General features: G+C 74.3%; 23 protein-coding genes. 14 read left to right on the plus strand and 9 right to left on the minus strand.

Annotated elements, in window-relative coordinates; all coding sequences use genetic code 11:
- Positions 1-230 precede the first annotated feature (230 nt).
- On the minus strand, positions 231-1,082 hold the full coding sequence (locus ACPXCS_RS19710; protein ID WP_425945533.1) for a DUF4184 family protein: 852 nt from the start codon (positions 1,080-1,082) through the stop codon (positions 231-233).
- Between the two features lie 317 nt (positions 1,083-1,399).
- Here ACPXCS_RS19710 and ACPXCS_RS19715 point away from each other — a divergent pair, with 317 nt between their 5' ends.
- A complete protein-coding gene (locus ACPXCS_RS19715; protein WP_425945534.1) occupies positions 1,400-3,145 on the plus strand; it encodes a lytic transglycosylase domain-containing protein in 1,746 nt (581 codons plus the stop codon).
- A gap of 242 nt (positions 3,146-3,387) precedes the next feature.
- On the opposite strand, the gene hrpB is transcribed toward ACPXCS_RS19715, so the two are convergent.
- Both hrpB and ACPXCS_RS19725 read right to left on the minus strand, forming a co-directional pair.
- Positions 3,388-5,901, minus strand: coding sequence for an ATP-dependent helicase HrpB (gene hrpB / locus ACPXCS_RS19720; RefSeq protein ID WP_425945535.1), 2,514 nt, complete (start codon positions 5,899-5,901; stop codon positions 3,388-3,390).
- Positions 5,902-5,950: 49 nt separating this feature from the next.
- Positions 5,951-6,799, minus strand: a complete 849-nt coding sequence (locus ACPXCS_RS19725; protein ID WP_425945768.1) for a class I SAM-dependent methyltransferase — start codon at positions 6,797-6,799, stop codon at positions 5,951-5,953.
- Positions 6,800-7,162: 363 nt separating this feature from the next.
- Here ACPXCS_RS19725 and rpsA point away from each other — a divergent pair, with 363 nt between their 5' ends.
- The 4 genes from rpsA (at position 7,163) to ACPXCS_RS19745 (ending at position 11,323) form a co-directional block, all read left to right on the plus strand.
- Positions 7,163-8,656 carry a 30S ribosomal protein S1 gene (gene rpsA / locus ACPXCS_RS19730; protein ID WP_114251453.1) on the plus strand — a complete coding sequence of 498 codons (1,494 nt, stop codon included), beginning with the start codon at positions 7,163-7,165 and terminating at the stop codon, positions 8,654-8,656.
- A 178-nt stretch (positions 8,657-8,834) separates the two neighbouring features.
- Positions 8,835-9,773: a PAC2 family protein gene (locus ACPXCS_RS19735; protein WP_425945536.1), complete on the plus strand. Its 939-nt coding sequence runs from the start codon at positions 8,835-8,837 to the stop codon at positions 9,771-9,773.
- Between the two features lie 498 nt (positions 9,774-10,271).
- On the plus strand, positions 10,272-10,892 hold the full coding sequence (coaE, locus tag ACPXCS_RS19740) for a dephospho-CoA kinase (RefSeq protein ID WP_425945537.1): 621 nt from the start codon (positions 10,272-10,274) through the stop codon (positions 10,890-10,892).
- Positions 10,893-10,942: 50 nt separating this feature from the next.
- Entirely contained in the window at positions 10,943-11,323 is a 381-nt protein-coding gene (locus ACPXCS_RS19745) for a tetratricopeptide repeat protein (protein WP_425945538.1), read from the plus strand.
- Positions 11,324-11,332: 9 nt separating this feature from the next.
- Here the strand turns inward: ACPXCS_RS19745 and ACPXCS_RS19750 are convergent, their stop codons facing one another.
- Positions 11,333-11,641 carry a DUF6343 family protein gene (locus tag ACPXCS_RS19750; RefSeq protein ID WP_425945539.1) on the minus strand — a complete coding sequence of 103 codons (309 nt, stop codon included), beginning with the start codon at positions 11,639-11,641 and terminating at the stop codon, positions 11,333-11,335.
- Between the two features lie 242 nt (positions 11,642-11,883).
- Here ACPXCS_RS19750 and ACPXCS_RS19755 point away from each other — a divergent pair, with 242 nt between their 5' ends.
- Together ACPXCS_RS19755 and ACPXCS_RS19760 are read left to right on the plus strand one after the other, a co-directional pair.
- A complete protein-coding gene (locus ACPXCS_RS19755; protein WP_425945540.1) occupies positions 11,884-12,591 on the plus strand; it encodes a class I SAM-dependent methyltransferase in 708 nt (235 codons plus the stop codon).
- Positions 12,592-12,656: 65 nt separating this feature from the next.
- A complete protein-coding gene (locus tag ACPXCS_RS19760; protein ID WP_425945541.1) occupies positions 12,657-13,136 on the plus strand; it encodes a DoxX family protein in 480 nt (159 codons plus the stop codon).
- A 36-nt stretch (positions 13,137-13,172) separates the two neighbouring features.
- Here the strand turns inward: ACPXCS_RS19760 and ACPXCS_RS19765 are convergent, their stop codons facing one another.
- On the minus strand, positions 13,173-13,919 hold the full coding sequence (locus tag ACPXCS_RS19765) for an RNA-binding S4 domain-containing protein (protein WP_425945542.1): 747 nt from the start codon (positions 13,917-13,919) through the stop codon (positions 13,173-13,175).
- Positions 13,920-14,053: 134 nt separating this feature from the next.
- Between ACPXCS_RS19765 and ACPXCS_RS19770 the strand changes: the two genes are divergently transcribed.
- The 3 genes from ACPXCS_RS19770 (at position 14,054) to ACPXCS_RS19780 (ending at position 17,179) form a co-directional block, all read left to right on the plus strand.
- On the plus strand, positions 14,054-14,695 hold the full coding sequence (locus tag ACPXCS_RS19770) for an ArsR/SmtB family transcription factor (RefSeq protein WP_425945543.1): 642 nt from the start codon (positions 14,054-14,056) through the stop codon (positions 14,693-14,695).
- Positions 14,696-15,240: 545 nt separating this feature from the next.
- The gene (locus tag ACPXCS_RS19775) at positions 15,241-16,437 is read left to right on the plus strand and encodes an MFS transporter (protein WP_425945769.1); all 1,197 of its coding nucleotides are present in this window, start codon (positions 15,241-15,243) and stop codon (positions 16,435-16,437) included.
- Between the two features lie 34 nt (positions 16,438-16,471).
- Positions 16,472-17,179 (plus strand): uracil-DNA glycosylase, encoded by a 708-nt coding sequence (locus tag ACPXCS_RS19780; protein WP_425945544.1) that lies wholly within the window; start codon positions 16,472-16,474, stop codon positions 17,177-17,179.
- 3 nt (positions 17,180-17,182) lie between these two features.
- Here the strand turns inward: ACPXCS_RS19780 and ACPXCS_RS19785 are convergent, their stop codons facing one another.
- Positions 17,183-17,836: a GntR family transcriptional regulator gene (locus tag ACPXCS_RS19785; RefSeq protein WP_425945545.1), complete on the minus strand. Its 654-nt coding sequence runs from the start codon at positions 17,834-17,836 to the stop codon at positions 17,183-17,185.
- Between the two features lie 152 nt (positions 17,837-17,988).
- Between ACPXCS_RS19785 and ACPXCS_RS19790 the strand changes: the two genes are divergently transcribed.
- Together ACPXCS_RS19790 and ACPXCS_RS19795 are read left to right on the plus strand one after the other, a co-directional pair.
- Complete coding sequence (locus ACPXCS_RS19790; protein ID WP_425945546.1) at positions 17,989-19,440, plus strand: NCS1 family nucleobase:cation symporter-1; 1,452 nt, start codon at positions 17,989-17,991, stop codon at positions 19,438-19,440.
- Positions 19,441-19,445: 5 nt separating this feature from the next.
- The gene (locus ACPXCS_RS19795) at positions 19,446-20,168 is read left to right on the plus strand and encodes an aspartate/glutamate racemase family protein (protein ID WP_425945547.1); all 723 of its coding nucleotides are present in this window, start codon (positions 19,446-19,448) and stop codon (positions 20,166-20,168) included.
- A gap of 1 nt (position 20,169) precedes the next feature.
- On the opposite strand, the gene ACPXCS_RS19800 is transcribed toward ACPXCS_RS19795, so the two are convergent.
- On the minus strand, positions 20,170-20,784 hold the full coding sequence (locus ACPXCS_RS19800) for a gamma carbonic anhydrase family protein (protein WP_425945548.1): 615 nt from the start codon (positions 20,782-20,784) through the stop codon (positions 20,170-20,172).
- Between the two features lie 135 nt (positions 20,785-20,919).
- A complete protein-coding gene (locus ACPXCS_RS19805; protein WP_425945549.1) occupies positions 20,920-21,423 on the minus strand; it encodes an expansin EXLX1 family cellulose-binding protein in 504 nt (167 codons plus the stop codon).
- 717 nt (positions 21,424-22,140) lie between these two features.
- Here ACPXCS_RS19805 and ACPXCS_RS19810 point away from each other — a divergent pair.
- Positions 22,141-24,042 carry an FUSC family protein gene (locus ACPXCS_RS19810; RefSeq protein WP_425945550.1) on the plus strand — a complete coding sequence of 634 codons (1,902 nt, stop codon included), beginning with the start codon at positions 22,141-22,143 and terminating at the stop codon, positions 24,040-24,042.
- A 306-nt stretch (positions 24,043-24,348) separates the two neighbouring features.
- On the opposite strand, the gene ACPXCS_RS19815 is transcribed toward ACPXCS_RS19810, so the two are convergent.
- Positions 24,349-25,296, minus strand: coding sequence for an endonuclease/exonuclease/phosphatase family protein (locus tag ACPXCS_RS19815; RefSeq protein WP_425945551.1), 948 nt, complete (start codon positions 25,294-25,296; stop codon positions 24,349-24,351).
- A 134-nt stretch (positions 25,297-25,430) separates the two neighbouring features.
- Between ACPXCS_RS19815 and ACPXCS_RS19820 the strand changes: the two genes are divergently transcribed.
- Positions 25,431-26,795 carry an amidohydrolase gene (locus tag ACPXCS_RS19820; RefSeq protein WP_425945552.1) on the plus strand — a complete coding sequence of 455 codons (1,365 nt, stop codon included), beginning with the start codon at positions 25,431-25,433 and terminating at the stop codon, positions 26,793-26,795.
- Positions 26,796-26,804: the final 9 nt, after the last annotated feature.

Here is a 26,804-nt window from a genome sequence, read left to right on the forward strand (position 1 = left end):
GACCGGCACCGGGGACCGTTTCCCGCTCACCACCCCGGCCCGTACCGGCACCCGTACCCCGCCCAGCACCACCGTGGCCCCCGCCGGCCACCGCGTCCGCAGGGCCCGGCCCCCCTGGGCGGACATGGCGCGCGGCTACCTGGCGCTGGCGCTCACCCTGCTCCCACGCCCGTTCCCCACGTCGCTCGCCCTCCGCGCGCCCACCACTCCCGCGGTGAGCCCCGGGGCCCTCAGCGAAGCGCCGAGCTCCGTTCCCCGCCGACGTGTTCGGGACCGTCGTGGACCGGAACCGGACGCCACGCCCTGACGCCCACGGCGTAGAGCAGCAGTGCCGGGACGAGCCCCGCGCCCGCGCCGAAGCACACCGTCGGGACGATCTCCCAGGGTTTCGCCACCGGCCCCCAGTGGGCCCACCACCGCACCGCGCGCTGAACCGCGCCCACCGCGGCGAAACCGCCGATCACCCCGGCCGCCGCCCACCGGTCCCGGACCGACAGCACCGCGACCCCCACCGGCTCGGCCACCGGCATCCGCCGCAGTCCCCGCGTCACGAACACGGCGATCACGACCGCGGCCACCGCCGAACCGCCGTACTGCAGGTACCAGTAGAGCGGTGAGCCCGCGATCTCCTGCCCCAGTACCGGGAACACCCGCATTCCCCACCGGTCGAGATGGGTGAACGCGTCCCACACGACGTGCGTCAGCGCCCCGAGCACCGCCGACGCGTACCACCACGCCACCAGCGCAGGCCGCACCCGCGCGCGGGGCGCCCCGCACCGCAGCAGCGCGGCCACCCGGCCCTGCCGGGCCCGCGGCAGCAGCGCCACCAGCGGCTCGCGCATCAGCAGCCACAGCCCCACCAGGGCCCAGGCGATCGGCACGTCGACCGTGAACACACCGGCGAAGGAGTGCGTGACGTCCCCGAACCTCATCGCCTCGGGCAGCACACTCGCCGCGTAATAGGTCATGTCGGGCGCGAAGGACCCCGCGACCAGGACCGCGGGCACCAGCCGGCCGCGACCGGTCCCGTCGGTGCGCACGGCGGGCAGGACGGCTGCCGCATGGCTCAGCGTGAACGGCAACTCGGCTCCTCGTGACGGTCGTTACCGGGGCGGATCACAGGGCCCCAGTATGCGCGACACCGCACGCCGGCATCCGGCGGCGGCTTCCACATGACCAACCGGTGAAAACCGGGCACGAACGGGTGTCTGCGGAAAGGAAGTTGTCGTAGGGTCGCCAGGGTCACCGTGCCGGGGCGGAGAGATGTCCTCCGGAGGGCAACCACCCGGGCCGGTCGATCGTCACAACAGAGCGAACGCAACAGCAGTACGCGAACGCACCACACGGAGCGCGACAGACAGAGACGGGCGCTCGGGCGTCCACGGGAGGGGTTCACTCTATGGCGGCGCAATTCGGCAGGAGGCTGCGCAAAGGGGCGGCGACGACCGCCGTGGCCGCGGTGGCGGTCGCGGCCTTGTCCGCCTCCCAGGCTCCGGGCGTGAACGACCACGGCAGACAGACCGCGGCCGACGCCACCCCGTCGCCCGACGTGAGTGCCTCCGACGGCAGCGCCACCGGCAACTCGCCGTACTACACGGACCTGCCGCCGCTGAAGAGCCCCAACCCGTCACCGTCCACCGGACCGTCCCCGAGCGGCCAGGGCGAGACCGAGGCGGGCATCCCCGCGACCGTCCTCGACGCGTACAAGAAGGCCGAGGCGTCGCTGCGCGAGTCCAAGCCCGGCTGCAACCTGCCCTGGCAGCTCCTCGCGGCCATCGGCCGGGTGGAGTCGGGCCAGGCCCGCGGCGGCCGGGTCGACGCCGAGGGCACCACGATCGGGAAGATCCTCGGCCCGCAGCTCGACGGCAACGGCTTCGCCCTCATCAAGGACACCGACAACGGCGCGTACGACGGCAACAGCGCGTACGACCAGGCCGTCGGTCCCATGCAGTTCATCCCGTCCACCTGGGCCTGGGCCGGCCGCGACGGCAACGCCGACGGCAAGAAGGACCCCAACAACATCTACGACGCCGCCCTCGCCGCCGGTCACTACCTCTGCCGCAACGGCTGGGACCTGTCCGACCAGGACGACCTCGACAGGGCGATCCTCAGCTACAACAACTCGCGCGAGTACCTGAACCTCGTCATGAGGTGGCTGGAGTACTACCGCAAGGGCACGCACGAGGTTCCCGACGGCACGGGCACGCTGCCCGGCAACCGCAGCGACGGCGGCTCCGGCGCGAGCAGCGACCCGTCCACGCCGTCCAGCCCGTCCGCGCCGGGCACGCCCGGCCAGGGTGCCTCCAAGCCGAAGCCCGGTCCGAAGCCGACGAAGCCCGGCGGCGGCACCCCGAGCCCCAAGCCGCCCTCCACCCCGCCCGGCCCGTCGATCCCACCGCCGTCGACCTCCCCCACGCCCACCGACACGGTGGACCACCTGGAGAACGCCGGAGCCGCGAAGTTCACCGCGATGGCCGGGGACGCCTTCGCCCAGCGCATCAGCACCCGCGCCGAGACGAAGACCGGCAAGGCCGTCGCCAAGGTCCGCGTCCGGTTCACCATCCTCGGTGACACGGACACGACCTTCACCGGTGGCGAGAGCGTGGCCACGGTCGCCACCAACAGTTCGGGCGTGGCCGTCGCGCCCGCCCTGCAGGCGGGGGAGAAGACGGGCGCCGTCACGATCCGGGCCACCGTCGTGGGCCGGACGGTCGCGGGTCTCGACTACACCGCCACCGTCACCGAACGCGCCGCCGACCAGCTCGCCCGCGTCGGTGACGCCGCCCTGACCTGCGTCCCGGGCGGCGAGTTCGCCGACCAGGTCCAGGTGAAGGCGACGTACCAGGGCGCCGTCGCCGACGGTGTCGCGGCCACGGCCACCCTGATCAAGTCGGCCGCCGACGCCACCGCCAACGACAAGGGCCCCTACTTCAAGGACGCCGCCGGCAAGCCCGTGCGCACCCTGGCGGGCCTGAAGACCGACGCCAAGGGCCTGCTGACGCTGCCGAAGCTGTACGCGGACGACACGGCCGGCATGTTCCTGCTGCGCGTCACCACCGCGGGCGGAGCGACCCTCACGGTCGAACTGACCGTGGCGGCCGCCGAGACGTCCTCGCCGAGCCCCTCGGCCGGCCCCAGCGCGTAGCTCCCGGGCGGGCGAGCAGCTCTCGGGTACGACGGACGGCGCCCCTCCTTTCAGGAGGGGCGCCGTTCTTCGTACGGGCGGACGTCGTCGTGTGTGCAACGTGTTCTCGTCTCCGCCGCGCGTCACTACGGTGCCGAAAAAACTGACGGTGTATCAGCTCCGTTCGTGGGAGGCCCCGTCTGCGTGCCCTCGTCGTCGCCGCTCCGGCCCCGCCGCAGCGCGGGCCGAGGACCCGTCGCCGGTCACCGCCTGAGGCGCGCGTTGGTGTGCCGTGTCGGCTCCGCCCCGGCCGGGTCCTCGGGCCACGGGTGCTTCGGATACCGCCCGCGCAGCTCCGCCCGCACGCCCTTGTAGCCGTCCCGCCAGAACGAGGCGAGGTCGGCGGTGACGGCGGCCGGCCGCCCGGCCGGGGACAGCAGGTGGACCAGCAGCGGCACCCCGGCGACCCGGGGCGACTCCTGGAGGCCGAACATCTCCTGCAGCTTCACCGCGAGCACGGGCTGCTCGGGGCGCGTGTAGTCGATCCGGATCCGCGACCCGCTCGGCACGGTCATCCGCTCCGGGGCCAGTTCGTCGAGCCGCCCCGCCACGCCGGACGCCCACGGCAGCAGCCGGGCGAGCGCCTCCCCGGCATCGATCCGCGCCAGATCCGCCCGCCGCCGGGCCCGGCTCAGCTCCGGCTCCAGCCACTCCTCCACGCGCGCGTGGAGGGCGTCGTCAGCGACGTCCGGCCAGGGGTCGCCGGCGTGCAGCCGCAGGAACGCGAGCCGCTGCCGCAGCGCCACGGCCTCCGGCGACCACCGCAGCAGCCCGAACCCCTCCCGCCGCAGGCCCTCCAGCAGCGCACCGCGCACGAGCCCCGGGCCGGGCTCCCGCAGCGCCCGCACGGTCAGCTCCACGGCCCCGAGCCGCTCCACCCGCCGCGCCACGACGTCCCCGCCGTCCCACCCGACCTCGTCCCGCTCCGTCAGCAGCGCCCCGGCCGCGAGGCGCGCCACGTCCTCGTCGACCACGGCCCCCAGCCGCACGCGCGCGTGCCCCTTCCCCACGGGCCGGTCGGCGACGGCGACCGCGATCCAGTCGACGCCCCGCAGCGCGCTGCCCTCACCGGCCTCGGCCCGGGTCCCGGACACCATCAGGTACGACCCGCCGTCGCTCCTGGCGACCCGCTCGGGAAAGGCCAGAGCGGCGACGACCCCGACCTGCCGCTCCTGAGAGGAGTCCCGCAGCGAGGGCGTGGAAGGGCGCGCGGCCCCGGGGACGACACCGCGCAGCCGCCGCACCTCGCTCCGCCACCGCGCGGCATAGGCGTCACCCCCGCGCCGGGCCCGCCGCAGGGCACCCGCCAGGTCGTCCCCGTACTCCCGGGGCGCCTCCTCGCTCAGCAGGGCGACGACCTCCGCGGCCCGCTCGTCCCCCACGAACGGCACGGAGTCCAGCAGGGCACGCCCCAGCCGCGGGTGCAGCCCCAGCCGGGCCAGGGCGGCACCCCGCTCGGTGGCCCGCCCGGCACCGTCCACGGCCCCCACCGCGGTCAGGACGCCCCGGGCCGCCGCCATGCCCCCGGAGGGCGGCGCGTCCAGCAGCGCAAGCCCCGACGCGTCCGGATCCCCCCAGCAGGCCACCTGCAGCGCGAACGCCGTCAGGTCGGCCACCTTGATCTCCGGTGTCGGATACCGCGGCAGACGGGCGTCCTCCGCCTCCGCCCAGCACCGGTACACCACCCCCGGCGCCTCACGCCCGGCCCGGCCCGCCCGCTGCCGCCCGGCCGCCCGCGACGCCCGCACGGTCGTCAGGGCGCTCAGCCCGCGCGCGTGGTCGACCCGCGGCTCGCGCGCCAGCCCCGAGTCCACGACCACCCGCACCCCCGGCACCGTCAGCGACGACTCGGCCACCGACGTGGACAGCACCACCCGCCGCCGCTGCCCGGGGGCCAGCACCGCGTCCTGCACGGCGGCCGGCGCCCGCCCGTGCACCTGCAGCACCTCCACCCCGCCGAGCTCCCCGAGCTGCCCGGCGACCCTGGCGATCTCCCCGACGCCCGGCAGGAAACACAGCACGTCCCCCTCCCGCTCGGCCAGGGCGCGCCGCACCACCGACGCCACGTGCGCCAGCAGCGCCGGATCGACCCGCATCCCGTGCGGCGGCCGTACCGGGCGCACCGGCGGCGCCCACACCACGTCGACCGGATGGGCCGCCCCGTGCGCCTCGACCACCGGGGCACCGCCGAGCAGGTCCGCCCACCCCTGGGCGTCGGTGGTCGCCGAAGCGGCCACCAGCCGCAGCTCCGGCCGCAGCGTCTGGCGCACGTCCCACAGGAACGCCGCCACGGTGTCCGCGTCCAGATGCCGCTCGTGGCACTCGTCGAGCACCACCACGTCCACGCCGGACAGCTCCTGGTCGCGCTGCAGCCGCTGGAGCAGCACCCCGGTCGTCACGACCTCCACGCGCGCGTGCCGCCCGACGACCCGCTCGCCGCGCACGGTGTAGCCGACGCTCTCGCCGACCCGCTCACCCAGCAGCCACGCCATCCGCCGTGCCGCCGCCCGGGCCGCGATCCGCCGCGGCTCGGCCACCACCACCCGCCGCTCGGGCCCCTCGCCCAGCAGTCCCGCGAGCGCCGGCGGCACCAGGGTGGTCTTGCCGGTGCCCGGCGGCGCCACGAGCACGGCGGTGCCGTGCCCCTCCAGGGCGTCGCGCAGGGCGGGCAGGGCACCGCGTACGGGCAGGGCGGCCAGGGCGTCGTCACGGATCACGTCCTTCAGTGTCGTACGGCCCGCGGGCCGTACGACACGCGCGTCCGCCTCAGTCCCTCCGCCGGCCTTCGGCCGGGGGCACCTTCGCCTCGCTCCGCTCGCACACGAACACGGCCGTGCCGGGGATCAGGTTCCCGCGCAGCGGCGACCAGCCGCCCCATTCGGACGTGTTCCAGGCCGGCCACTCCGGCTCCACCAGGTCGACCAGCCGGAAGCCCGACGCGACGACGTCCCGGACGCGGTCGCCGAGCGTGCGGTGGTGCTCCACGTAGACCGCGCGGCCCTCCTCGTCCTGCTCGACGTAGGGCGTGCGGTCGAAGTACGAGCCCGACACCGACAGCCCCTCGGGGCCCGGCTCGTCCGGGAAGGCCCAGCGGATCGGATGCGTCACCGAGAACACGAGACGGCCTCCGGGGCGCAGCACCCGGTGCACCTCGCGCAGCACCAGGCGCGGATCGGCCACGAAGGGCAGCGCCCCGTACGCGGAGCAGGCCAGGTCGAACGAGCCGTCCGCGAAGGGCAGCGCCCCGGCGTCGGCGCACACCAGGGGGAACGTCCCGCCGATCCGCAGGGCGTGCTGCAACTGCCGGTGCGAGATGTCGAGGGCCACCGGACGCGCCCCCTGGGCGGCCAGCCACCGTGAGCACTGGGCGGCGCCGGCGCCGATCTCCAGCACGTCCCGGCCCTTCAGCTCCTCCTGCGGGCCGAGCAGCTCCGCCTCCACCTCGTCCAGACCCTCGGGGCCCCACACGAAGCGGTCGTCGCCGAGGAACGTGCCGTGCTCGGTCTGGTACTCGTCCGCGTTGCGGTCCCACCAGCCACGGTTGGCGCGGGAACTCTCCGTGACCCCGGCGGTACGCCGGGTGGCCTCGGGTTCGGACGGTTCGGGCTCTTGGATGATCGGCTCCCTCGTCGTACTCTTCCGTCCAGCCGGTCCCGGAGGTCACGAAGGGGTCGTCGACGGGCCTGCGTGGCCTCGAACGACACGACTTGTGCCGGGTATGCGGTGTTCCGCCCCGCGTGGGCGGCTTCGCGCATTGACCCTGCCCGGCTGCCCCCGTATGCTACAAGTTGCGCTGCGGGCCTGCGCACCTCAGACGTAGCAGGCTGCGCTCGCATCTGTATGTATGTCCCCTCGGTTGTCGAGGCGCCACCGATCTGGTGTGGCGCTTCCTTGGCTGTCCGGCTTCTGCAGAGCGAAACGGGCTCCCGGCGTAGCAGTACCTACGACTTCAATGTCCGTACCGGAGCCCTTTCCCACATGACGAGCAGCACCGAGACCACCGCCACCACCCCGCAGGTAGCGGTCAACGACATCGGTAACGAGGAAGCCTTCCTCGCCGCGATCGACGAGACGATCAAGTACTTCAACGACGGCGACATCGTCGACGGCGTCATCGTGAAGGTCGACCGGGACGAGGTCCTGCTCGACATCGGTTACAAGACCGAAGGTGTGATCCCGAGCCGCGAGCTCTCGATCAAGCACGACGTCGACCCCAACGAGGTCGTCGCCGTCGGCGACGAGATCGAGGCCCTCGTCCTTCAGAAGGAGGACAAGGAAGGCCGCCTGATCCTCTCGAAGAAGCGCGCCCAGTACGAGCGTGCCTGGGGCACCATCGAGAAGATCAAGGAAGAGGACGGGATCGTCACCGGTACCGTCATCGAGGTCGTCAAGGGTGGTCTCATCCTCGACATCGGCCTCCGTGGCTTCCTCCCGGCCTCCCTGGTCGAGATGCGCCGCGTCCGCGACCTCCAGCCCTACGTGGGCAAGGAGCTCGAGGCCAAGATCATCGAGCTGGACAAGAACCGCAACAACGTGGTCCTGTCCCGCCGTGCCTGGCTGGAGCAGACCCAGTCCGAGGTCCGCCAGACGTTCCTCACGACCCTCCAGAAGGGTCAGGTCCGTTCCGGCGTCGTCTCCTCGATCGTCAACTTCGGTGCCTTCGTGGACCTGGGTGGCGTCGACGGTCTGGTCCACGTCTCCGAGCTCTCCTGGAAGCACATCGACCACCCGTCCGAGGTTGTCGAGGTCGGCCAGGAAGTCACCGTCGAGGTCCTCGACGTGGACATGGACCGCGAGCGCGTCTCCCTGTCGCTGAAGGCGACCCAGGAAGACCCGTGGCAGCAGTTCGCCCGCACCCACCAGATCGGCCAGGTCGTGCCCGGCAAGGTCACGAAGCTGGTGCCGTTCGGCGCGTTCGTCCGCGTGGACGAGGGCATCGAGGGTCTGGTCCACATCTCCGAGCTGGCCGAGCGCCACGTGGAGATCCCGGAGCAGGTCGTCCAGGTCAACGACGAGATCTTCGTCAAGGTCATCGACATCGACCTCGAGCGCCGTCGCATCAGCCTCTCGCTGAAGCAGGCCAACGAGTCCTTCGGTGCCGACCCGTCGGCGGTCGAGTTCGACCCGACCCTGTACGGCATGGCCGCGTCCTACGACGACCAGGGCAACTACATCTACCCCGAGGGCTTCGACCCCGAGACCAACGACTGGCTCGAGGGCTACGAGAAGCAGCGCGAGGAGTGGGAGCGCCAGTACGCCGAGGCGCAGCAGCGCTTCGAGCAGCACCAGGCGCAGGTCATCAAGTCCCGCGAGGCGGACGAGAAGGCCGCTGCCGAGGGTGGCGAGGCCGCCGCTCCGGCCGCGTCCGGTGGCGGTTCGTACTCCTCCGAGGGCCCGGACAACTCCGGCGCGCTGGCCTCGGACGAGGCGCTTGCCGCTCTGCGCGAGAAGCTGGCCGGCGGCCAGAGCTGACCGCTCGCTGAGCAGTAGCTGTTCCTGACCGGGGGCCCGCACCTTTCGAGGTGCGGGCCCTCGGCGCATGTCCGGCGACGGGCTCCGCTCCCGCCGCCAAGATCAAAAATCCGCTCCCCGGGAATGCCCGCGCCCGCACCGGCGTTGTCCACAACGGACACGAGGAGGAGCGGTCACTGTGCTTGATCCGCAGGGTTTGTACGCATGGGAGCCGAAGGGGCTGGCCGTCGTCGACATGGCGCTCGCCCAGGAGTCGGCCGGACTTGTCATGCTCTACCACTTCGACGGATACATCGACGCGGGCGAGACGGGCGACCAGATCGTCGACCGCCTGCTCGACTCGCTGCCCCACCAGGTCGTGGCCCGCTTCGACCACGACCGGCTCGTCGACTACCGCGCCCGCCGCCCGCTGCTGACGTTCAAGCGCGACCGCTGGAGCGACTACGAGGTCCCCGCCATCGAGGTGCGGCTCGTCCAGGACGCCACCGGCGCCCCCTTCCTGCTGCTGTCCGGCCCCGAGCCGGACGTGGAGTGGGAGCGCTTCGCCGCCGCCGTGCAGCAGATCGTGGAGCGGCTCGGCGTCCGCCTGTCCGTGAACTTCCACGGCATCCCCATGGGAGTCCCGCACACCCGGCCGGTCGGCCTCACCCCGCACGGCAACCGCAGCGACCTCGTCCCCGGCCACCGCAGCCCCTTCGAGGAGGCGCAGGTGCCCGGCAGCGCCGAGTCCCTGGTCGAGTACCGCCTGCTCCAGGCCGGCCACGACGTGCTGGGCGTCGCCGCCCACGTCCCGCACTACATCGCCCGCTCGCCCTACCCCGACGCGGCCCTGACGGTCCTGGAGGCCATCACGGCGGCGACCGGACTGGTCCTGCCCGGCATCGCCCACGCCCTGCGCTCCGAGGCCCACCGTACCCAGACGGAGATCGACCGGCAGATCCGCGAGGGCGACGAGGACCTCACCGCCCTCGTCGAGGGCCTGGAACACCAGTACGACGCCGTGGCCGGCGCCGAGACCCGCGGCAACATGCTCGCCGAGCCGGTGGACATCCCGTCGGCGGACGAGATCGGCCGCGAGTTCGAGAAGTTCCTGGCGGAACGAGAAGGCGACAACTGACGAGCCCAACCACGTCCCTGAGGGAGGGCGCCCCCAGGGGCGGGCGGGGAACTGCGCGACCGGCCCCCCGGCGCCGCACGCCGGACACGACGCCCGCGAGGCGGGACGCCGCGCGCGCTTCCACGCGCACGAACCGGCACCGCGCCACGCCCGCGAAACCGGCAGTGAGCACATGATCCCGCGCCGCGCCCGGGCTGACCGGCAGCGAGCACATGCTCCAGCGCCGCGCCCGGGCTGACCGGCAGCGAGCACATGCTCCCGCGCCGCGCCCGCGCTGACCGGCAGCGAGCACGGGCCCCCCGCCGCGCCCAGGCGAGCGGCCACGGGCACGGGCTCCCGCGCCACCCCGCGAAGCCGGCCCCCAGCGCAGGCTCCCGCACCGCGCCAGCGAACCCGGCGCATCCCGCAGGCACGCCGCGAAGGCCCCGCGCTCGCGTCCTCGCCCAAGGACCCGCACCCTCCACCCGGCGCTCCCAGCGGAGCGTCTAGGCTGCGGCCATGCTGAAGGTGGGCCTGACCGGTGGCATCGGCGCCGGCAAGAGTGAGGTGTCACGGCTGCTCGTCGCATGCGGCGCCGTGCTGATCGACGCGGACCGCATCGCCCGGGAGGTCGTCGCGCCGGGAACGCCGGGGCTCGCCGCGGTCGTGGAGGCCTTCGGCGAGGAGATCCTCGCCGAGGACGGCAGCCTGGACCGGCCCGCGCTCGGCGCCATCGTCTTCGCCGACCCCGCGCAGCTCGCCACGCTCAACTCGATCGTGCACCCCCTGGTGGGGGCCCGCTCCCGCGAGCTGGAGGAGGCCGCCGCGGACGACGCGGTCGTCGTCCACGACGTCCCGCTCCTCACGGAGAACGGCCTGGCGCCGCTGTACGACCTGGTGATCGTCGTCGACGCCGGGCCCGAGACACAGCTCGACCGGCTGGTGCGACTGCGGGGCATGACCGAGGAGGACGCCCGCGCGCGGATGGCCGTGCAGGCGTCCCGTGAGCAGCGCCGCGAGATCGCGGACATCGTGATCGACAACGACGTTCCGCTGGAGGACCTGGAGCGCCGGGTGAAGGACGTCTGGGCCGAGCTGGTGCGCAGGTCCCAGGCGTCCCCGCAGTCCCCCCAGGAATAGCGGCACCCCGAGGGGGCGTTGAACCCGGGGAGTGAGGGAAGGACTCTGCCGTGCCCGAGACCAGCGGTTCGACCGGACGTACCCCGGAGACGCACGTCATCGACTTCCGTGCCGCCGAGCAGCTGCTCGCGGCGCGTGACCCGCGGGGCGCGGTGAAGCTGCTCGACGAGGTCATCGCCGCCCACCCGGAGAACACCGCCGCGCGGCTGCTGCGCGCACGGGCCTTCTTCGCGGCGGCGCAGCTGCGGCCTGCGGAGCTGGAGTTCTCGATCGTGCTGGAGCGCGAGCCGGACAACGCGTTCGCGCACTTCGCCCTCGCCCGCACCTTCGAGCGGCAGGGCCGCCCCGACCAGGCCAAGCGCCACTTCCGCCTGGCGGCCGCGCTGGACCCGAACCCGGAGTTCCTGAAGGCGGCGCGCTTCGACGCGTGAGGACGTGCCCTAGGGGCGGTCGTCCGGTGGCCGGGGGTTCGCGCTCGTGCCGTCCGCCGGGCCGTCGTCGACCGGCCGGTAGGGCGGGATGCCGGGCCCCGGCTGGTAGTGCGGGCCCTGGCGGATGCGCCGCAGGACGACGGCGAGGTCGATCGTGACGACCAGCAGCAGCACGCCGCAGGCGATGGCCCAGCCGGACCGCCCGGCGAGCGCGAAGGCGACCGTCCCGACGACCGCCCAGACCAGCCCCCACACGCTCAGCCAGAAGCGGGCCCGCAGTGCACTGCGCGCCGTCCTCGGTTCACTGCCCGTACGCATCGTCCGATCACCACTCCTGAGGGCAACGTACTCCTCGGGACGAGGGTTCACCAAGGCACCGAGGGCCGGCAGGGGAGCCGCGCACGCTGCCGGACGCCGACGCGTTGCCCGGGATTCCGCTCGACTGGCAGTACCGCACGAGGACGTCAACGATCCGGTCTCGTTGCACTCGGTCGGGTGAACGGGGCGGGGACGGGAACGGGCGTGCGGGAAGTGCCCGTTGGACGGGCATGGAGCTGAAAATGCGTGAGGGGTACGAGGGGACGGGACCGGGGGCCATCACCCCGGACGGCTGTGCGGTGGAGCTCTACGCGCGGCTGCCCGTCGGGGACGAGCCGGACATCATCGCTGCCGCGGTACCCGAGGGCGCACGCGTCCTGGAGCTGGGCAGCGGGGTCGGGCGCATGACGCACGCGCTGCTGGAACGCGGGTTCACGGTGACGGCGGTGGACGAGTCCGCCGAGATGCTGGAGCGCGTGCGCGGCGCCCGGACGATACGCAGCCCGATCGAGGACCTGGACCTGGGGGAGACGTTCGAGGTGGTGCTCCTCGCGTCGTTCCTGGTGCACGCGGGAGACGCCGAGGTGCGGCGGGGCCTGCTGCGCACCTGCGCGCGTCATGTCGCCGAGGGCGGTTGCGTGCTGATCCAGCGGGAGGGCGAGGACTACCACGCGAACGTGCCGCGCGAGCGGGTGGACCCCGGCGGCTTCACGGTACGGATCGCGTCCTCGGAGCCGGTCGGCGACGGTGTCCGCTCGGTGCGGGCGGAGTACGAGTTCCCCGATGCCGTGTGGACCCAGACGTTCCGGGCCCGGCCGCTGAGCAGGGAGGAGTTCGAGGAGGCACTCGGGGAGGCGGGCCTGGGAGTGGAGCGGTACCTGACGGACGACCGGACCTGGGTGAAGGCGGTGCGCCAGGCCGACAGCGGGTCAGCCGTCCGGCGGCGATGAGTTCCGCGGGAAGGGGCGGTCTACCCCGGCGACACCAGCACGAACCGCTTCCCCGGGAGACCTCCATGTCCGAGAGCACCGCTTCCGCCGCCGTCTCTCCTTCCACCGCCGCTTCCTCCACCCCGGACGGCGTCGTCATCGGCGAGTCCGCGACTCCGCGCGGGCGGCGTGCCCGGATCGCACTGCGCGGCCTGCAGATACTGCTCGCCCTCTTCTACGCGTTCGCGAGCGCCCTGCCCAAGCTGATCGGGCACGAGTCGGCCGCCGAGTCCTTCGACGAACTCGGCTGGGGCAGCGCCGGGATGTACGCGATCGGCGTGCTCGAACTGGCCGGGGCCATCGCCCTGTTGATCCCGGTGCTGCAGTCGGTGGCGGCGATGGCGCTGAGCGCGTTGATGGTGGGCGCGTTCATCGTGCAGACGGCCGTCTTCGACGGGCAGTACGCGGCGACGCCGCTCATCCTGATCGTGCCGCTCGCCCTCATCGCCTGGGCACGACGGGGGCACAACGCGGAGCTGGTGCGGCTGCTGCGGGGCCGGGCGTGACGTCCTCCGGCGGGACCTGAGCGGGGCGTGGCCCGGTCAGGGCCGCGGCTTGCCCGACCCGCCACCGGAACGGGAGCGGCCGCCGGGACCCAGCCCGCCTCCGGGGCCGGGGCCGAAGCCGCTTCCCGGGCCGGGACCGGGGCCGAAGCCGCCGACGGGCCCGGGGCCGGGCATGCCGCGCAGGCGTTCCAGCTCGCGGCGGTCCCGCTTGGTCGGGCGGCCCGCGCCGCGGTCGCGGATGCCGGCGGGGGCGACGGCCTCGCGGGGCGGGGGCGGCGGGGAGTTGTCGACGTAGCACTGGACGGCCACGGGGGCGCCGACGCGCTTGCGGATCAACCGGGTCACGATGACGACCCGCTCCCGGCCCTCGTGGCGCAGACGGACCTCGTCGCCGACGCGTACGCCGTGGGCGGGCTTCACGCGTTCGCCGTTGACCCGCACGTGTCCGCCCCGGCAGGCCGTGGCGCCCATGGAACGGGTCTTCACCAGGCGTACGGACCAGATCCAGCTGTCGACGCGGACGGTCTGGGCGCCCTGCGGCCCGGCGGCTTCGGCGGCGGCGATGGCGGCGGCCACCTTCGGGTCCGGCGCCTGCGCCCCGCCGGGCGCGGAGGCCCCGGCCGAGCCCGGACGCTCGGACGCCGATCCCTCGGACACCGAACCCTTGGGCAGCGATCCCTCGGACGCCGTGTCCTCGGACGTCGTGTCCTGGGGTGTCCTGTCCTCGGGGGGCATGCCTCCGGCTCCGTTCGCCCTGCCGTACTCCGCGCCTTGAGAAGCCATGGTCCCGACCTTAGTCCTCCTGGTCGGCCGACCGGGTGTGGATTTCTGCCCGGGGAGCGGGCCGGTCCGACTTTCCCAATCTAATTTTGCAAAATGTCTTCTGTGAAACGTCCGGCCCGCCCTACGCTCCCCGCATGGACAGCGACGAGCATCGACGCGTACTCGACCCCGAGCACGACACCGGCGCCATGAAGGCCCTCACCCACCCGTTGCGGATCCGGCTGCTCGGGCTGCTGCGGCTGGACGGGCCTGCCACGGCCAGTGAGCTCGCCGCGCGGACGGGGGAGTCGTCGGCGTCGACCAGTTACCACCTGCGGGTGCTGGCGAAATACGCGTTCATCGGCGAGGCCGAGCACCGCGACGGACGGGAGCGGCGGTGGCGGGCGCTGCACACCGTGACCTCCTGGAGCAACGAGTCGATGGAGTCCTCCGAGGCGGGCCGTGCCTTCATCGGGCTGGCGCGGCGGCGGCAGGTCGAGCACCTGGAGGAGTCCCTCGCCCGGCACGAGGCGGACATGGCCGCCGGGCGGTTCGGCCAGGAGTGGGTGGAGCCGTCCGGGATCAGCGATCTCATGCCCCGGCTGACGGCCGAGTCGCTCACCGAGCTCTGGGAGACGATCGCCGGGAAGCTGGAGGAACTGACCGCCCGGGACGTGGACGACCCGCGCGCCGAGCACGTCATGCTGTTCACCGCCGGGCTGCCGCTCGCCCCGCCGGAGCGGAGCGCGAGCGATACGGCCGAGCCGGCGGACACACCCGACGAGGCGACCCCGTGACGGACCGGCTGACCGAGACGCCCGACACCCCCGATACCTCCGGCGCTCCGCAGACCCCACAAGTCCCTCAAGTCCCTCAAGTCCCTCAGGTCCCCCAGGTCCCCCAGGTCCCCCGCGCTCCCGAGGCCCCCATCACCCCCGAGGCCCCCGTCACCCCCGAGGCCCCCGTCACCCCCGCCGCCCCCGGCGCCCCCGGCACCTCCGGCGCCCCCGGCACCTCCGGCGCCCCCGGCACCTCCGGCGCCCCCGGCACCTCCGGCGCCCCCGGCACCTCCAACGCCTCCGGCACCTCCAACGCCCCCGTCACCCCCGGCGCCCCCGTCACCTCCGACGCCCCCGGCACCTCCGGTGCACCCAAGCCGGTGAAGGCGACCGCGGCGCCCCAGGCAGCAGCCGAACCGCCCCTGGCGCCCGCGGCGCCCCCGGCGGCCGAGGTCACCGCGGCGGCCCGGGCCGTCGAGCCGCCCGGGGCGCGGGTCGCTCGTCGCCGTTACGTCACCATCTGCGCGCTGCTCTGGCTGCCGCCGGGGCTGGGGCTGGCCTCGATGGTTCTGCTGTTCAGTGAGCGCGGTATGTCCCTCGCCGCCGTCGCGGGGCTCTTCGCCGCCCATTCGCTGGCCGTGGCGGTGCTGGAACTGCCCACGGGCGGGCTCTCCGACGTCCTCGGGCGGCGGCCGGTCCTGGCGCTGGCGGGCGCGCTCAACGTGGTGGCCTTCACCCTCGTCGCCCTGGGCACCAACGCCTGGGTGCTCACGGCGGGCATGGTGCTCATGGGCGCGGCCCGCGCGCTGGCCAGCGGGACGGCGGAGGCCTGGTACGTCGACACCGTCCAGGCGTGCTCCGGCCCCGACGCCGAACTGCGCACAGGGCTGGCCCGGGGCGGTTCCGCCACCTCGGCGGCGCTCGCGGCCGGTCTGCTGATCGGCGGTGCCCTGCCCTGGCTGCTGGGCCTGGGCCCCGATCCCGGAGCCCGGCTGGGCGAGGCGACCTCCGGAGTGGTGCTGCCGCTGTCCGTCCCGCTGCTGCTGGGGGCGGCGCTCAGGGTCGTCTTCGTCGGCTATGTGCTGACCGCTCTGAAGGAACCGCCGCGGCCGCCGGCGACGGTGCGTTCGGTGCTGCGCGGTGTTCCGGCCACCGTCCTCGGCGGTGTGCGGCTGGGCGGGCGGGACATGCTGGTGCGCAGGGTCCTGCTCACCGCCGCGGCCGTCGGCAGTGCCCTGGCCGCCGTCGAACTGCTCGTGCCCGGCCGCACCGCCGAGGTGACGGGCGGGACCGGCTCGGGGGCGGCGGCCTACGCGGCGCTGGCCTGCGCGGGCTTCGTCTGCTCAGGCGTCGGCAGCCATCTCGCGCCGCTCGTCGCCAGGATCGGCGGTGGAGGCGAGCGGGCCGTGGCGGGCTGCCTCGCGGTGGGGGCGGGCGGACTGCTGCTGCTCGGTGTCACCGCGTCCGGCGCGCACCCGGTGGCGACGGCCCTGGCGGTCGCCGGCTTCGGGCTGGTGTATCTCGGCCTCGGCGCGGCGTCCCCGAACGAGAACGACCTGCTGCACCGGCGCGTCCCCGGTGAGCGCCGCGCCACCGCGCTGTCCGTGCAGTCCCTCGCCCAGCAACTCGTGGGCGCCCTCACCGGCCTGGCCGTCGGAGCCCTCCCGCCGGGGCCGCTGCCCTGGCTGCTGACCGGCGCCATCCTGCTGGCCGGAGCCCTGCTGTGGATCCGGCGCGCCGCACCGCTCCCGACCCCGTGACCACCAGGCCCCCGCCTGCGCCTACCGTGGAGTGATGGACGCCGACGGCCTTCGTCTTCTCGACCGGCGCATCGCCGACTGCCGGGCCTGCCCGCGGCTGGTCTCCTGGCGTGAGGAGGTGGCCCGTACCAAGCGCGCCGCCTACGCGGACTGGACGTATTGGGGCCGGCCGGTGCCCGGGTTCGGGCCGGCGGACGCCCGGCTGCTGATCGTGGGGCTGGCCCCCGCCGCCCACGGCGGGAACCGCACCGGCCGGATGTTCACCGGCGACCGCTCCGGGGACGTCCTCTACGAGGCGCTCCACGACGTCGGGCTCGCCTCGCAGCCCACCGCCGTGCACGCCGGCGACGGACTGGAGTTGTACGGCGTGCGCGTCACCTCGCCGGTGCACTGCGCGCCGCCCGAGAACAAGCCGACGCCGGGGGAGCGGGACACCTGCCGCCCGTGGCTCGTGCGGGAACTCCGGTTGCTGCGGCCGACGCTGCGGGCCGTGGTCGTGCTCGGCGGCTTCGGCTGGCAGGCCGCGCTGCCCGCGTTCGCCGAGGCGGGCTGGCCCGTGCCCCGGCCCCGCCCCGCCTTCGCCCACGGGGCCCGGTACGTGCTCGACGGGCTGGAACTGTTCGGCTGTTTCCACGTCAGCCAGCGCAACACCTTCACGGGCCGGCTCACCCCCGCGATGCTGCGTGACGTGCTGCGCACGGCGGCGCGGGCGGCGGGGCTCGACCCGGCCGGCGAGGACTAGAACTCAGCCGGTCCCCTCGCCGAACAGGTGCCGCACCGTGGAGCGGTAGTTGGTCCGTACGTGCGTCAGCGCGTGCGCGCGGGCGCGGTCCGGGTCGCCCGAGGCGATGGCCTCGTACAACTCGCGGTGCTCCACGAGGAGCTGGGACCACTCCTCGTTGCGGCGGGTCATCCAGCGCAGCCGGCCGGCGACCGGTTCCAGGGCCTCGGTCAGCAGGCTGTTGCCGGCCATGGCCACGATGCGGTCGTGCAGACGGCTGTTGACGTCGGTGATCGCCTCGGCGTCCCCGGCCTCGGTGGCGGCGGCAGCCCGGTCGAGGAGCGCGCGGACCTCGGCCAGGTCCTCGGGGGTCGCGCGGGAGGCGGCGAGTCCGGCGGCGTAGACCTCCAAGGCCTCGCGCAGTTCGAACAGTTCCTTGACGTCGGTCGGTGTGAGACGGCGGACGACCGTGCGGCGGGGCGTCTCGAAGTGGACGAAGCCCTCGGCGACCAGGGACCGGATGGCCTCCCGGACCGGCACCCGCGAGACGCCGAAACGCTCCGCCAGCTCGCGTTCCACCAGGCGGTCGCCGGGGCGGAGGTCGCCCGCGACGATCTCCCGGCGCAGTGCGGCCGTGACGCGCTCACGTACCGCCCCGAGGGGTTCGATCTTCGTCATGCCGCCCATCTTCGTCGACGCGTGGGGTCTTTTACGGAGCGTTAACGAGAGCGACATCGGTCGGAACGGTTGACGGAGAGACCATGAGCGCAGTTTGGTATACCAAACGCCCCCGAAGAGCATTCCCCCGTCCCCTTGCTCAGGGAGGTCCCGTGTCCCTCGCCGACCGTGCCGCAGCCACCGGCGCCCCCGCGTTCGTCCCCGATCCCCGGCTCACCAACGAAGACCTGGCGCCCGCCGGGAAGCGCAACTGGAAGGTCTTCGACCTCTTCGCGATGTGGATGTCCGACGTCCACAACCTCGGCAACTACACGTTCGCCGCCGGACTGCTCTTCCTCGGCATGAACGTCTGGCAGATCTTCACGTCGCTGCTCGTCGGCTTCGTGATCATCTACATCGGCATGAACCGGATGGGGAAGATCGGCCAGCGGCACGGCGTGCCCTTCCCGGTCGTCAGCCGGATCGCGTTCGGCGTCTGGGGCGCCAACATCCCGGCGCTGATCAGGGCCGTCATCGCCATCATGTGGTACGGCATCCAGACCTACCTCGCCTCCGTCGCCGTCAACGTGATGCTGCTGGCGGCCTGGCCGGGCCTGGAGTCCTGGACGCACAACTCCTTCCTCGGCCTGGACGCGCTCGGCTGGGTCTCCTTCGTCGCGCTGTGGCTCGTGCAGGCGGCGATCATCAGCCGGGGCATGGAGTCGGTCCGCAGGTTCCAGGACTTCTGCGGCCCGGCGATCTGGCTCGTGATGATCGCGCTGGCCGTGTGGATCCTGGCCAAGGCCGGCTGGACGATCTCCCTCACCTCCACCCCGCACCCGGTGTCCGTCGGCGAGCAGTGGCGCCAGTGGTTCGGCGCGATCGGCCTGGTCCTCGCCACCTACGGCACCCTGATGCTCAACTTCTGCGACTTCTCCCGCTTCGCGCCCGACTACCGGTCCGTCAGGCGCGGCAACTTCTGGGGCCTGCCGGTCAACTCCACGGCCTTCGTGATCGTCTCGGTCATCGTCACCGCGGGCGCCTTCGAGGTCTTCGGCAAGGAGATCACCGACCCGGCCCACCTGGTCGCCGAGATCGGCAGCACCTGGGTGCTGGTGGTGGGCGCGCTGACCTTCGCCATCGCCACCATGGGCGTCAACATCGTCGCCAACTTCGTCTCCCCGGCGTACGACCTGGCCAACGTCTGGCCGCAGAAGATCACCTTCAGGATCGGCGGCATGATCAGCACGGTCGCGGCCCTGCTGGTCACCCCCTGGAACCTCTTCTCCAACCCGACCGTCGTCAACTACTTCCTCGGCGGCCTCGGCGCCTTCCTCGGCCCGCTGTTCGGCGTGATCATGGTCGACTACTACTGGGTCAAGCGCGGCCGCGTGAACGTCGACGAACTGTTCGACGCCACGCCCGGCTCCCGCTACCACTACCGCAGGGGCTTCAACCCCAAGGCCCTGTGGGCGTTCCTGCCGGCGGCCGGTGTCGCGGCGGTGCTCGCCCTGGTGAAGACCTTCAGCGACGTGGCGCCGTACTCCTGGTTCATCGGCACGGCCATCGCGGCCGGCCTGTACGCGGCCCTGTGCCGTCCCGAGCGCGCCGGCGCGGAGGTCTGAACACCGTGCGGATCGTCGTCACCAACTGCAACACCACGCAGGAGATGACCGAGGAGATCGTGCGAGGTGCCCGGGCCGCCGCAGGCCCGGGCACCACCGTGAGCGGACTGACCCCCGCCTGGGGCCCCGCGTCCGCCGAGGGCTGGCTGGACAGCTACCTGTCCGCGGCGGCCGTCCTGGACACGCTGCGGACCCACGACGGGCCGCCGTACGACGCCGTGGTGATGGCCGGGTTCGGGGAGCACGGGCGCGAGGGCGTACGGGAACTGGTGGACGTCCCGGTCGTCGACATCACGGAGGCGGCGGCCCATCTGGCCTGCCTGCTGGGCCGCCGCTACGGGGTCGTCACCACGCTGGAGCGCTCCCGCGGCCAGATCGAGGACAGCCTGGAGACGGCGGGCGTCGCCCGGAACTGCGCCGCCGTCGTCGGCACCGGCCTGAACGTCCTGGACCTCGGCGACGACGAGCGCACACGGGCGGCGTTCCTCGCCGCCGCCGAGCGGGCCCGCGCGGCCGGGGCGGAGGTGCTGGTGCTGGGCTGCGCCGGGATGACCGGGTTGCAGCGCACGGTCGGGCAGAAACTCGGCCTGCCGGTCGTCGACGGCGTCGCGGCGGCGGTGAAGCTGGCGGAGTCCCTGGTCGCGCTGGGGCTGACGACCAGCCGGGCCGGAAGCTACGCCGCGCCGCTGCCGAAGCGCAGGGCGTGGGGACGGCCCGGGGGGCGGTGACTCACGAAGGGCTGCCGGGCCCGTCCAGCGGGACGTCGTCCCGGTGGGCCCCGTAGAACGCCGCCTGCCGGGCCATCAGCTCGCGCATCGGGGTGCCGCGCGGGGCGCCGTACACCGTGCCGGGGAAGTCCAGCGCCTCCTGGATCTGCCACAGCTCGTCGTGCTCGCCGGGCGCGAAGAGCCGCGCCCGGGGCGCGCCCGCCGCGATCCAGCCGATGGGCAGGACCGTACCGGGCGGGAGCACCGAGTTGACGTGCAGCACGCTGTGGATGCGCAGCTCGGAGCCGGTTCCCGCGACGGCCCCGGGGAAGACGCAGGCCCCGGTGGCCACGAAGACCTCGTCCTCCAGCGTCCCGCCGTTGACGTGCGCGTGCGGCCCGACCAGTACCGCGTCACCGACCACGGCCGGATGCCGGGCCCGCCCCCGCACCAGCGCGTTCTCCATGACGACGACGTCCGCGCCCACCCGCACCTGCCCGTCCTCGGCGGTGAGCACGGCCCCGTGCAGCACCCGGCTGCGCTCACCGAGGACGACGGCCCCGCACAGCACGGCCGTCGGGGCGACGTACGCCGACGCGGGGACGACGGGCCGCTGCCCGCGATGCTCGATCAACATGGCGGTCCTCCCACCGGCGGCCCCGCGGTCCCCGCCGGACCGGGAACGACGGCCGCCGCCGTAATCTCCACCGGCCCCGCCGAGTACCCGGGGCACGCCGTGCCGATCAGCGCCGGGGAGCGCGGGCCGGCACCGTCACGGGACGCGAGCGAACTGGACGCCGGTCGGCTGCACCACGTCCGGGCGGACGCCGATGCCGTCGACGGTCAGGCGCCGGCCGTGGAGGTCGGTCAGCCGGAGGGGGCCGCCGCAGCCGGTGCCGTCGGGGGAGAGGAAGTAGTTGTACTCCGTGCGGGTCAGCCGGTGCCAGCCGCTGCCGGTGCGGACCTCCAGGCGGGCCAGGGGGTTGCGGTGCCCGAGGGCCTGGATGCCGCACCAGTGGCGGCTGGAACCGGTCTTGTAGCGGATCGAGACCGTGTCGGAGGTGGCGGGGCTCAGCAGGCTCCAGCTCACCGCTGTCCGGCCCGCGGACAGGTCGGCGAGCCGGGCGAAGGCCTCCTTGCTGAGGTCCAGCTGCCCGGGGGCGCACGGCAGCGGGCACTCGTTGGTGACCCGGACCGTGACGGACGCGCCGTTCGCCGCGCGGACCAGGAGGTGGGCCCCGCAGGCCGCGGACGTCTCGTAGTCGGTGTGGTTCATCGCCGCGACCATCAGGTCGGGGCTCGGGCCGTACGAACAGGCCCGTCACCGTCTCCGGCGTCGTAGTGGGTGGCGACGCCCCGGTAGGTCACCCCGGGCTTGATCCGGCCCGCCGCCGGCGCCGTGCCGGGCGCCGGACGGGCCGAAACCCGCGGCGTGGCGTGGGCGAGCGGCGCCCGGACGCGGCGGCCGGGGCGGTCGTCCGGGTGGGGGACGCCTCGGAGGGCTCCGGCTTCGGCTTCGCCGTCGCGGACGGCGACGGCTTTCCGGTGGTGGGGCCCGCGCTCGGGCGGCCGTGGGTGCCGGGGCCGGGCGCCGTGCGCACGGTGTCCGGCGCACCCTCCGGGCGCAACGCCATCACGAGGGAGACCAGGAGTCCCACGGCTGCCACGGCGACAGCGGAGACCAGGGCCGGACGCCGCGTGCGCGGAGGACGGCGGTGGGATGCGGATGCCACGGATGAGCCCTTCGAGTCCTTGCGTGGTTCGGGAGAACGCGCGCTTCCGACCCGTCAGTGGCCACCGGGCCCGGAAAGGTTGCCGCGGGGCGGCCCGCCGATTGCGTACATAAAGAAAGCGGCCCCCGACGCCCTCCGTCACGTTCCGGAAACCTTTCCTCCGCACACCCCGCCTACCGTGGAAGCCACACACCACCTCACGCCCCGGCCACCGTCGCCCGAAGGCCCACCCCTGCCTCCGGCCAGACGACAGGAGCCCCGTGTCCCGCCGCACCACCCCGCATCTCCCGCCCTGGCTCGCGCACGCCCTGCGCGCTCAGCGGGGGCCGGTTCCCTGGAGCGCGGTGACGCGGGGGGCCCTGTCGGCCGGGCCGCTGCTGCTCCTGGCCGTCGCGACCGGGCACACCTCCCTCGGGGTCGTGGCCGCCATCGCCGCCATGCTCGCCGGGATCAACGACCGGCCCGGGAGCCGGCGGGCCTCGGTCAAGCGGCTCGGGGTCCCCGCGCTGGGCGGCGCCCTGGGGCTGGTCGTCGGCACGTACGCCGGGCAGGAGACCGGCGCGGTCGTGCTCACCGCCCTGTTCACCCTCGTCGGGCTCGTCGCCGGGGGGATGAGCGCGGTGGGGCCGGTCGCGTCCGCCACCGGCACGCAGCTCCTCGTCGGCGCCGCCGTCGGGGCCGGGATGCCCCTGCCGGAGCCGGGCTGGGAACGCGCGCTCGCCTTCCTCGCCGGCGCCGGCTGGCTGCTCGTCCTCCGGCTGGCGCTGCCCATGCCCGGCTCGCTCGCCGGTGACTTCCGGGACTTCCGGTTCGACGGGGAGCGGGAAGCGGTGGCCGGGGTGTACGACGCCGTCGCCGCGCTCCTCGACGCCGTCGGCGGGCCCGACGCCATCCGCCGCCGGGCCGCGCTCACCGCCGCCCTCGACCACGCCCAGGACGCCCTCGCCGGACCCCGGCTGCGGCGCTACGCCTCCTCCTCCGCCGAGCGGCGGCTGCACGCGCAGTACGCCGCCGCGCTGCCCCTCGCCGAGGCCGCCACCGCGCTGGCGTGGGCCGAGGAGCCCGTGTCCGAGCGGTCCGGTGCGGGACCCCGGCGACTCGCCGCCGCCGTGCGCGGCAACACCCACACCGGCCCCCTGCCCGCCCCCTCCCGCTCGGCGCCCGCCCTGCGCGCCCTCGACGACGCCCTGCTGCACGCCGCCGAGGCGTTCGACCAGGGCCGGGGCGGCGACCTGCACACCCGGCCCCGCACCGCCGGAGACCGGTGGCGTGCCGCCCTCGGAGGGGCCGGACGCGAGTACGGGCTGCGCGTCGCCCTGTGCTTCGGGGCCAGCGCGGCCGTCGCGCAGGCCCTGCACCAGAGCCGGTGGTACGGGCAGCACGAGCACTGGTACTGGCTGCCCGCCACGGCCGTCTTCCTGGTCAAGCCCGACCTCGGACCGCTGGCCTCACGCGTGCTGAACCGGGCCGCCGGGACCGTGCTCGGCGCCCTCCTCTTCGCCGGGCTCGCCGCCATCCTGCCCAGGCCCGAGGGGCTGATCGCGCTCGTCGCCCTCAGCGGCGCGCTGATCCCCGTCGCCACCCGGCACTTCGCCGCCCAGACCGCGGTCGTCACCGTGCTCGTCCTCGCCCTCGTCATGGTCGGCGGTGAACCTCAGGCCTCGGCGGGCCGGATCGGCGAGACGCTGCTGGCCTGCGCGATCGTGCTGCTCGTCGGCCATCTGCCGATGCCCGGGCAGCGCGGCGGGGGAGTACGCGCCCGGCTGGTGGCGGCGAGCGAGGCCGCGTACGCCTACCTCGGCCACGTCCTCGACGAGGCCGACGCCCCGCGCATCGGGACCGCGGGCACCCCCTCCGGCCACCGCGCCACCCGCTGGACCCTGCGCCGCGAGGCGTACCGCACCCTCGCCGAGGCCCGCACGGCCATCTCCCTGGCCGCGCACGAACTGCCCGCCCTCGCCCGGCACACCGAGGGCGCGGACGAGGTGGCCGGACTTCTCGAACGACTTGTCGACACGACGACGGCCTGCGCCGTGCACCTCGACGACACGGGCCGGATCGGCTCCCGCCACCGGGAACGGCTGTCCGCCGTCCTGACGGAACTCTCCGGTCCTGCGCAGCGCCTGGGGCTGCGACCGCCCCGCAGGTCCCTGGCGGGGTAGAGCGGCGGGGGCGGCTGCGGCCCGGCGGCGGCGGTGGCGCGGCGACGGGCAGCGGTGGCGCGGTGGCGGTGGAGCGGCGACGGACAGCGGTGGCGCGGTGGCGGTGGAGCGGCGACGGGCAGCGGTGGCGCGGCGACGGTGGCGCGGCGACGGGCGGCGGTGGCGGTGGGGCGGCCGTGTGGTGGCGGTGGCGGTGGGGCGCCCGTGCGGTGGCGGTGGCGGTGGAGCGGCGGTGCGGGGGCGGTGGGCCGCCCCGTGGACGTACTCCGAGGGGCCTCGCCCCGGACGCCGTCGCGGCGTCGGGGCTCAGCCGTCGATCCGCACCCACACCGGCGCGTGGTCCGAGCCGGGTGCGCCCCGCCGCTCCGCCGGGTCGGGGCCGACCGAGGGCAGGGACGGCGGGCCCTCGCCGGGCAGACCCGTGCCCGCCGCCACCGCCCGGTGCACCAGGCGATGGCTCAGCAGCACGTGGTCGATCAGTTCCCGGCGCCCGGAGTTGACGCGGGACCAGCGCTGCCCGGCCGGGATGAGCGGGGCCACGTCCCAGAGGCGGGCCGCGTCGCCCCGGTCCGGCCTGTCGTAGCCCGGCGTGCCGAGTTCCGAACCGGGCGGGCCCAGCAGGATCTGCGTGGTTGCGGCCTGCACCTCGTCGTTCAGGTCGCCCAGGACCGCCACGTCCCTGCCCTGCCCGTCACCGTCGAGCAGTTCGTCCGCGAGGGCGCGCAGGGCCGTCGCCTCCGCCGCCCGCCGGTACAGCGCGTAGGCGCCGTAGCGGGCGCGTTCACCCTCGTCGCGGGGGTGGAACCGGCCGTCCGGATACGACAGCAGCTTCGACTTCAGGTGGCAGACGGCCACCCGCAGGGGCTCGTCCCCGGCCTCCACCGCGAGCACGCCGCGCCCCGACCGCTCCACCGTCGTCCCGGAGTCGTCCACCTGGACGGGCCGCAGCCGGGCCGGGAAGCCGGTCGTGTCGGCCAGCACCGTCGGCTCCGCACGGCTGAGGAACCCGACCCGTATGCCCCGGCCGTCCGCGTGCTCGGACAGGGCGACGTGCCAGTCGTCGTCGAGCATCCCGGCCAGGTCCTTCAGGGCCTCCGGGTCGCCGACCTCCTGCACGCCGAGCAGGAACGGGTCGAGTTCCGTGATCACGGCGGCGAGTGCGGCGAGTTTCCTGTCGTAGGCGGCCTCGTCGGGCGGGCCGTACGGGCCGCCGGGCCGGTAGAGGTTCTCCAGGTTCCAGGTGCCGAGGAGCATGCCGGGCTCCTTTCCGAAGCCGACAGGCGGGGTGGTGAGGCCAGGGTGCTCGCCCGGCCCGCCCCGCGACAGAGCCGCGGCAGGATGTGCGGTTCGGCTCATACCGCCCTACGACGTGGTCGTACGTTGGCGTGATGACGCCTTCTGCCGCGGACAGTCCCGCCGAGCTCATCATCAGCGCATGTACGGTCCTCGTGCACGACGATCAAGAGCGGATCGGGTTCCGGGAGGACGCCGCGATCGTCGTACGGGACGGGACCGTCGAGGCGGTCACCGGCACCGCGGACGTCGCGGACCTGCCCGCCGCCGAGCGCATCGACGCCCGGGGCCAGGTGGCCCTGCCGGGCCTGATCAACTGTCACACGCACGCGCCGATGGTCGCGTTGCGCGGTCTTGCGGAGGACCTGCCCACCGAGGAGTGGTTCAACGACGTCGTCTGGCCGGTGGAGTCCAACCTGACCGAGCGGGACGTGGAGGTGGGGGCGCGGCTCGCCTGCGCCGAGATGATCCGCGCCGGCGTCACCTGCTTCGCCGACCACTACTTCGCGATGGACGCGGTCGCGGACGTGGTCGCCGAGTGCGGCCTGCGAGCCCTGCTCGGCCAGGCCTTCTTCTCCTCCCAGGGGCCCGAAGGCCGCGAGCGGTCACTGGACTTCGCGCTGCGCCGGCGCGACTCGGCCGGCGGGCGCATCACGACCGCCCTCGCGCCCCACGCCCCCTACACGGTCGACGACGCCGACCTCGCCGCCACCGCCGAGCTCGCCCGGACGCACGGGCTGCCCGTGCACCTGCACGCCGCCGAGAACCGCGACCAGACCGACACCAGCCTCGCCCGCCGCGGCCTCAGCCCGATCGAGGTCCTGGACCGCACGACGATCCTCCACACGGACCTGCTCCTCGCCCACGGCACCGGCATCGTCGACCGGGACCTGCCCCGGATGGAAGGGGCGGACGGCCGCACGGCCGTGGCCTGCGCGCCCCGCGGCTACCTCAAGTTCGCCTGGCCCGGCACCACGCCCGTCCGCGCCCTGCGCGACATCGGCGTCGACGTGGGACTCGCCACCGACGGCGCCGCCTCCAACAACTCCCTCGACGTGTGGGAGTCCATGGCCCTGTTCTCGCTGGTGCAGAAGTCGGCCGAGGGCGACCCGCGCTGGCTGACCTCCCGCCAGGCGCTCCACCACGCCACGCTGCAGAGCGCCCGGGCCGTGGGGCTCGGGGACCGCGTGGGCAGCATCGCGCCCGGCCGCAGGGCCGACATCGTTCTGGTCGACCTCACCGGGCCGCACACCCAGCCGGTCCACGACCTCGCCGCCACCCTCGTGCACAGCGCCCGCTCCGCCGACGTGCGCACCACGATCGTCGACGGGCGGATCCTGATGCGGGAGCGCGAACTGCTGAGCATCGACGTGCCGGCGGTCGTACGGGAGCTGGGGGAGCGGCTGCCGGCGCTCGTCGACCGCAGCCACGGACGGCGGATCCAGCGGTACGACACCTGAGGCCGAAAG

Origin of the sequence: Streptomyces sp. DT190 (genome assembly GCF_049846985.1) — a bacterium.
GTDB lineage: Bacteria > Actinomycetota > Actinomycetes > Streptomycetales > Streptomycetaceae > Streptomyces.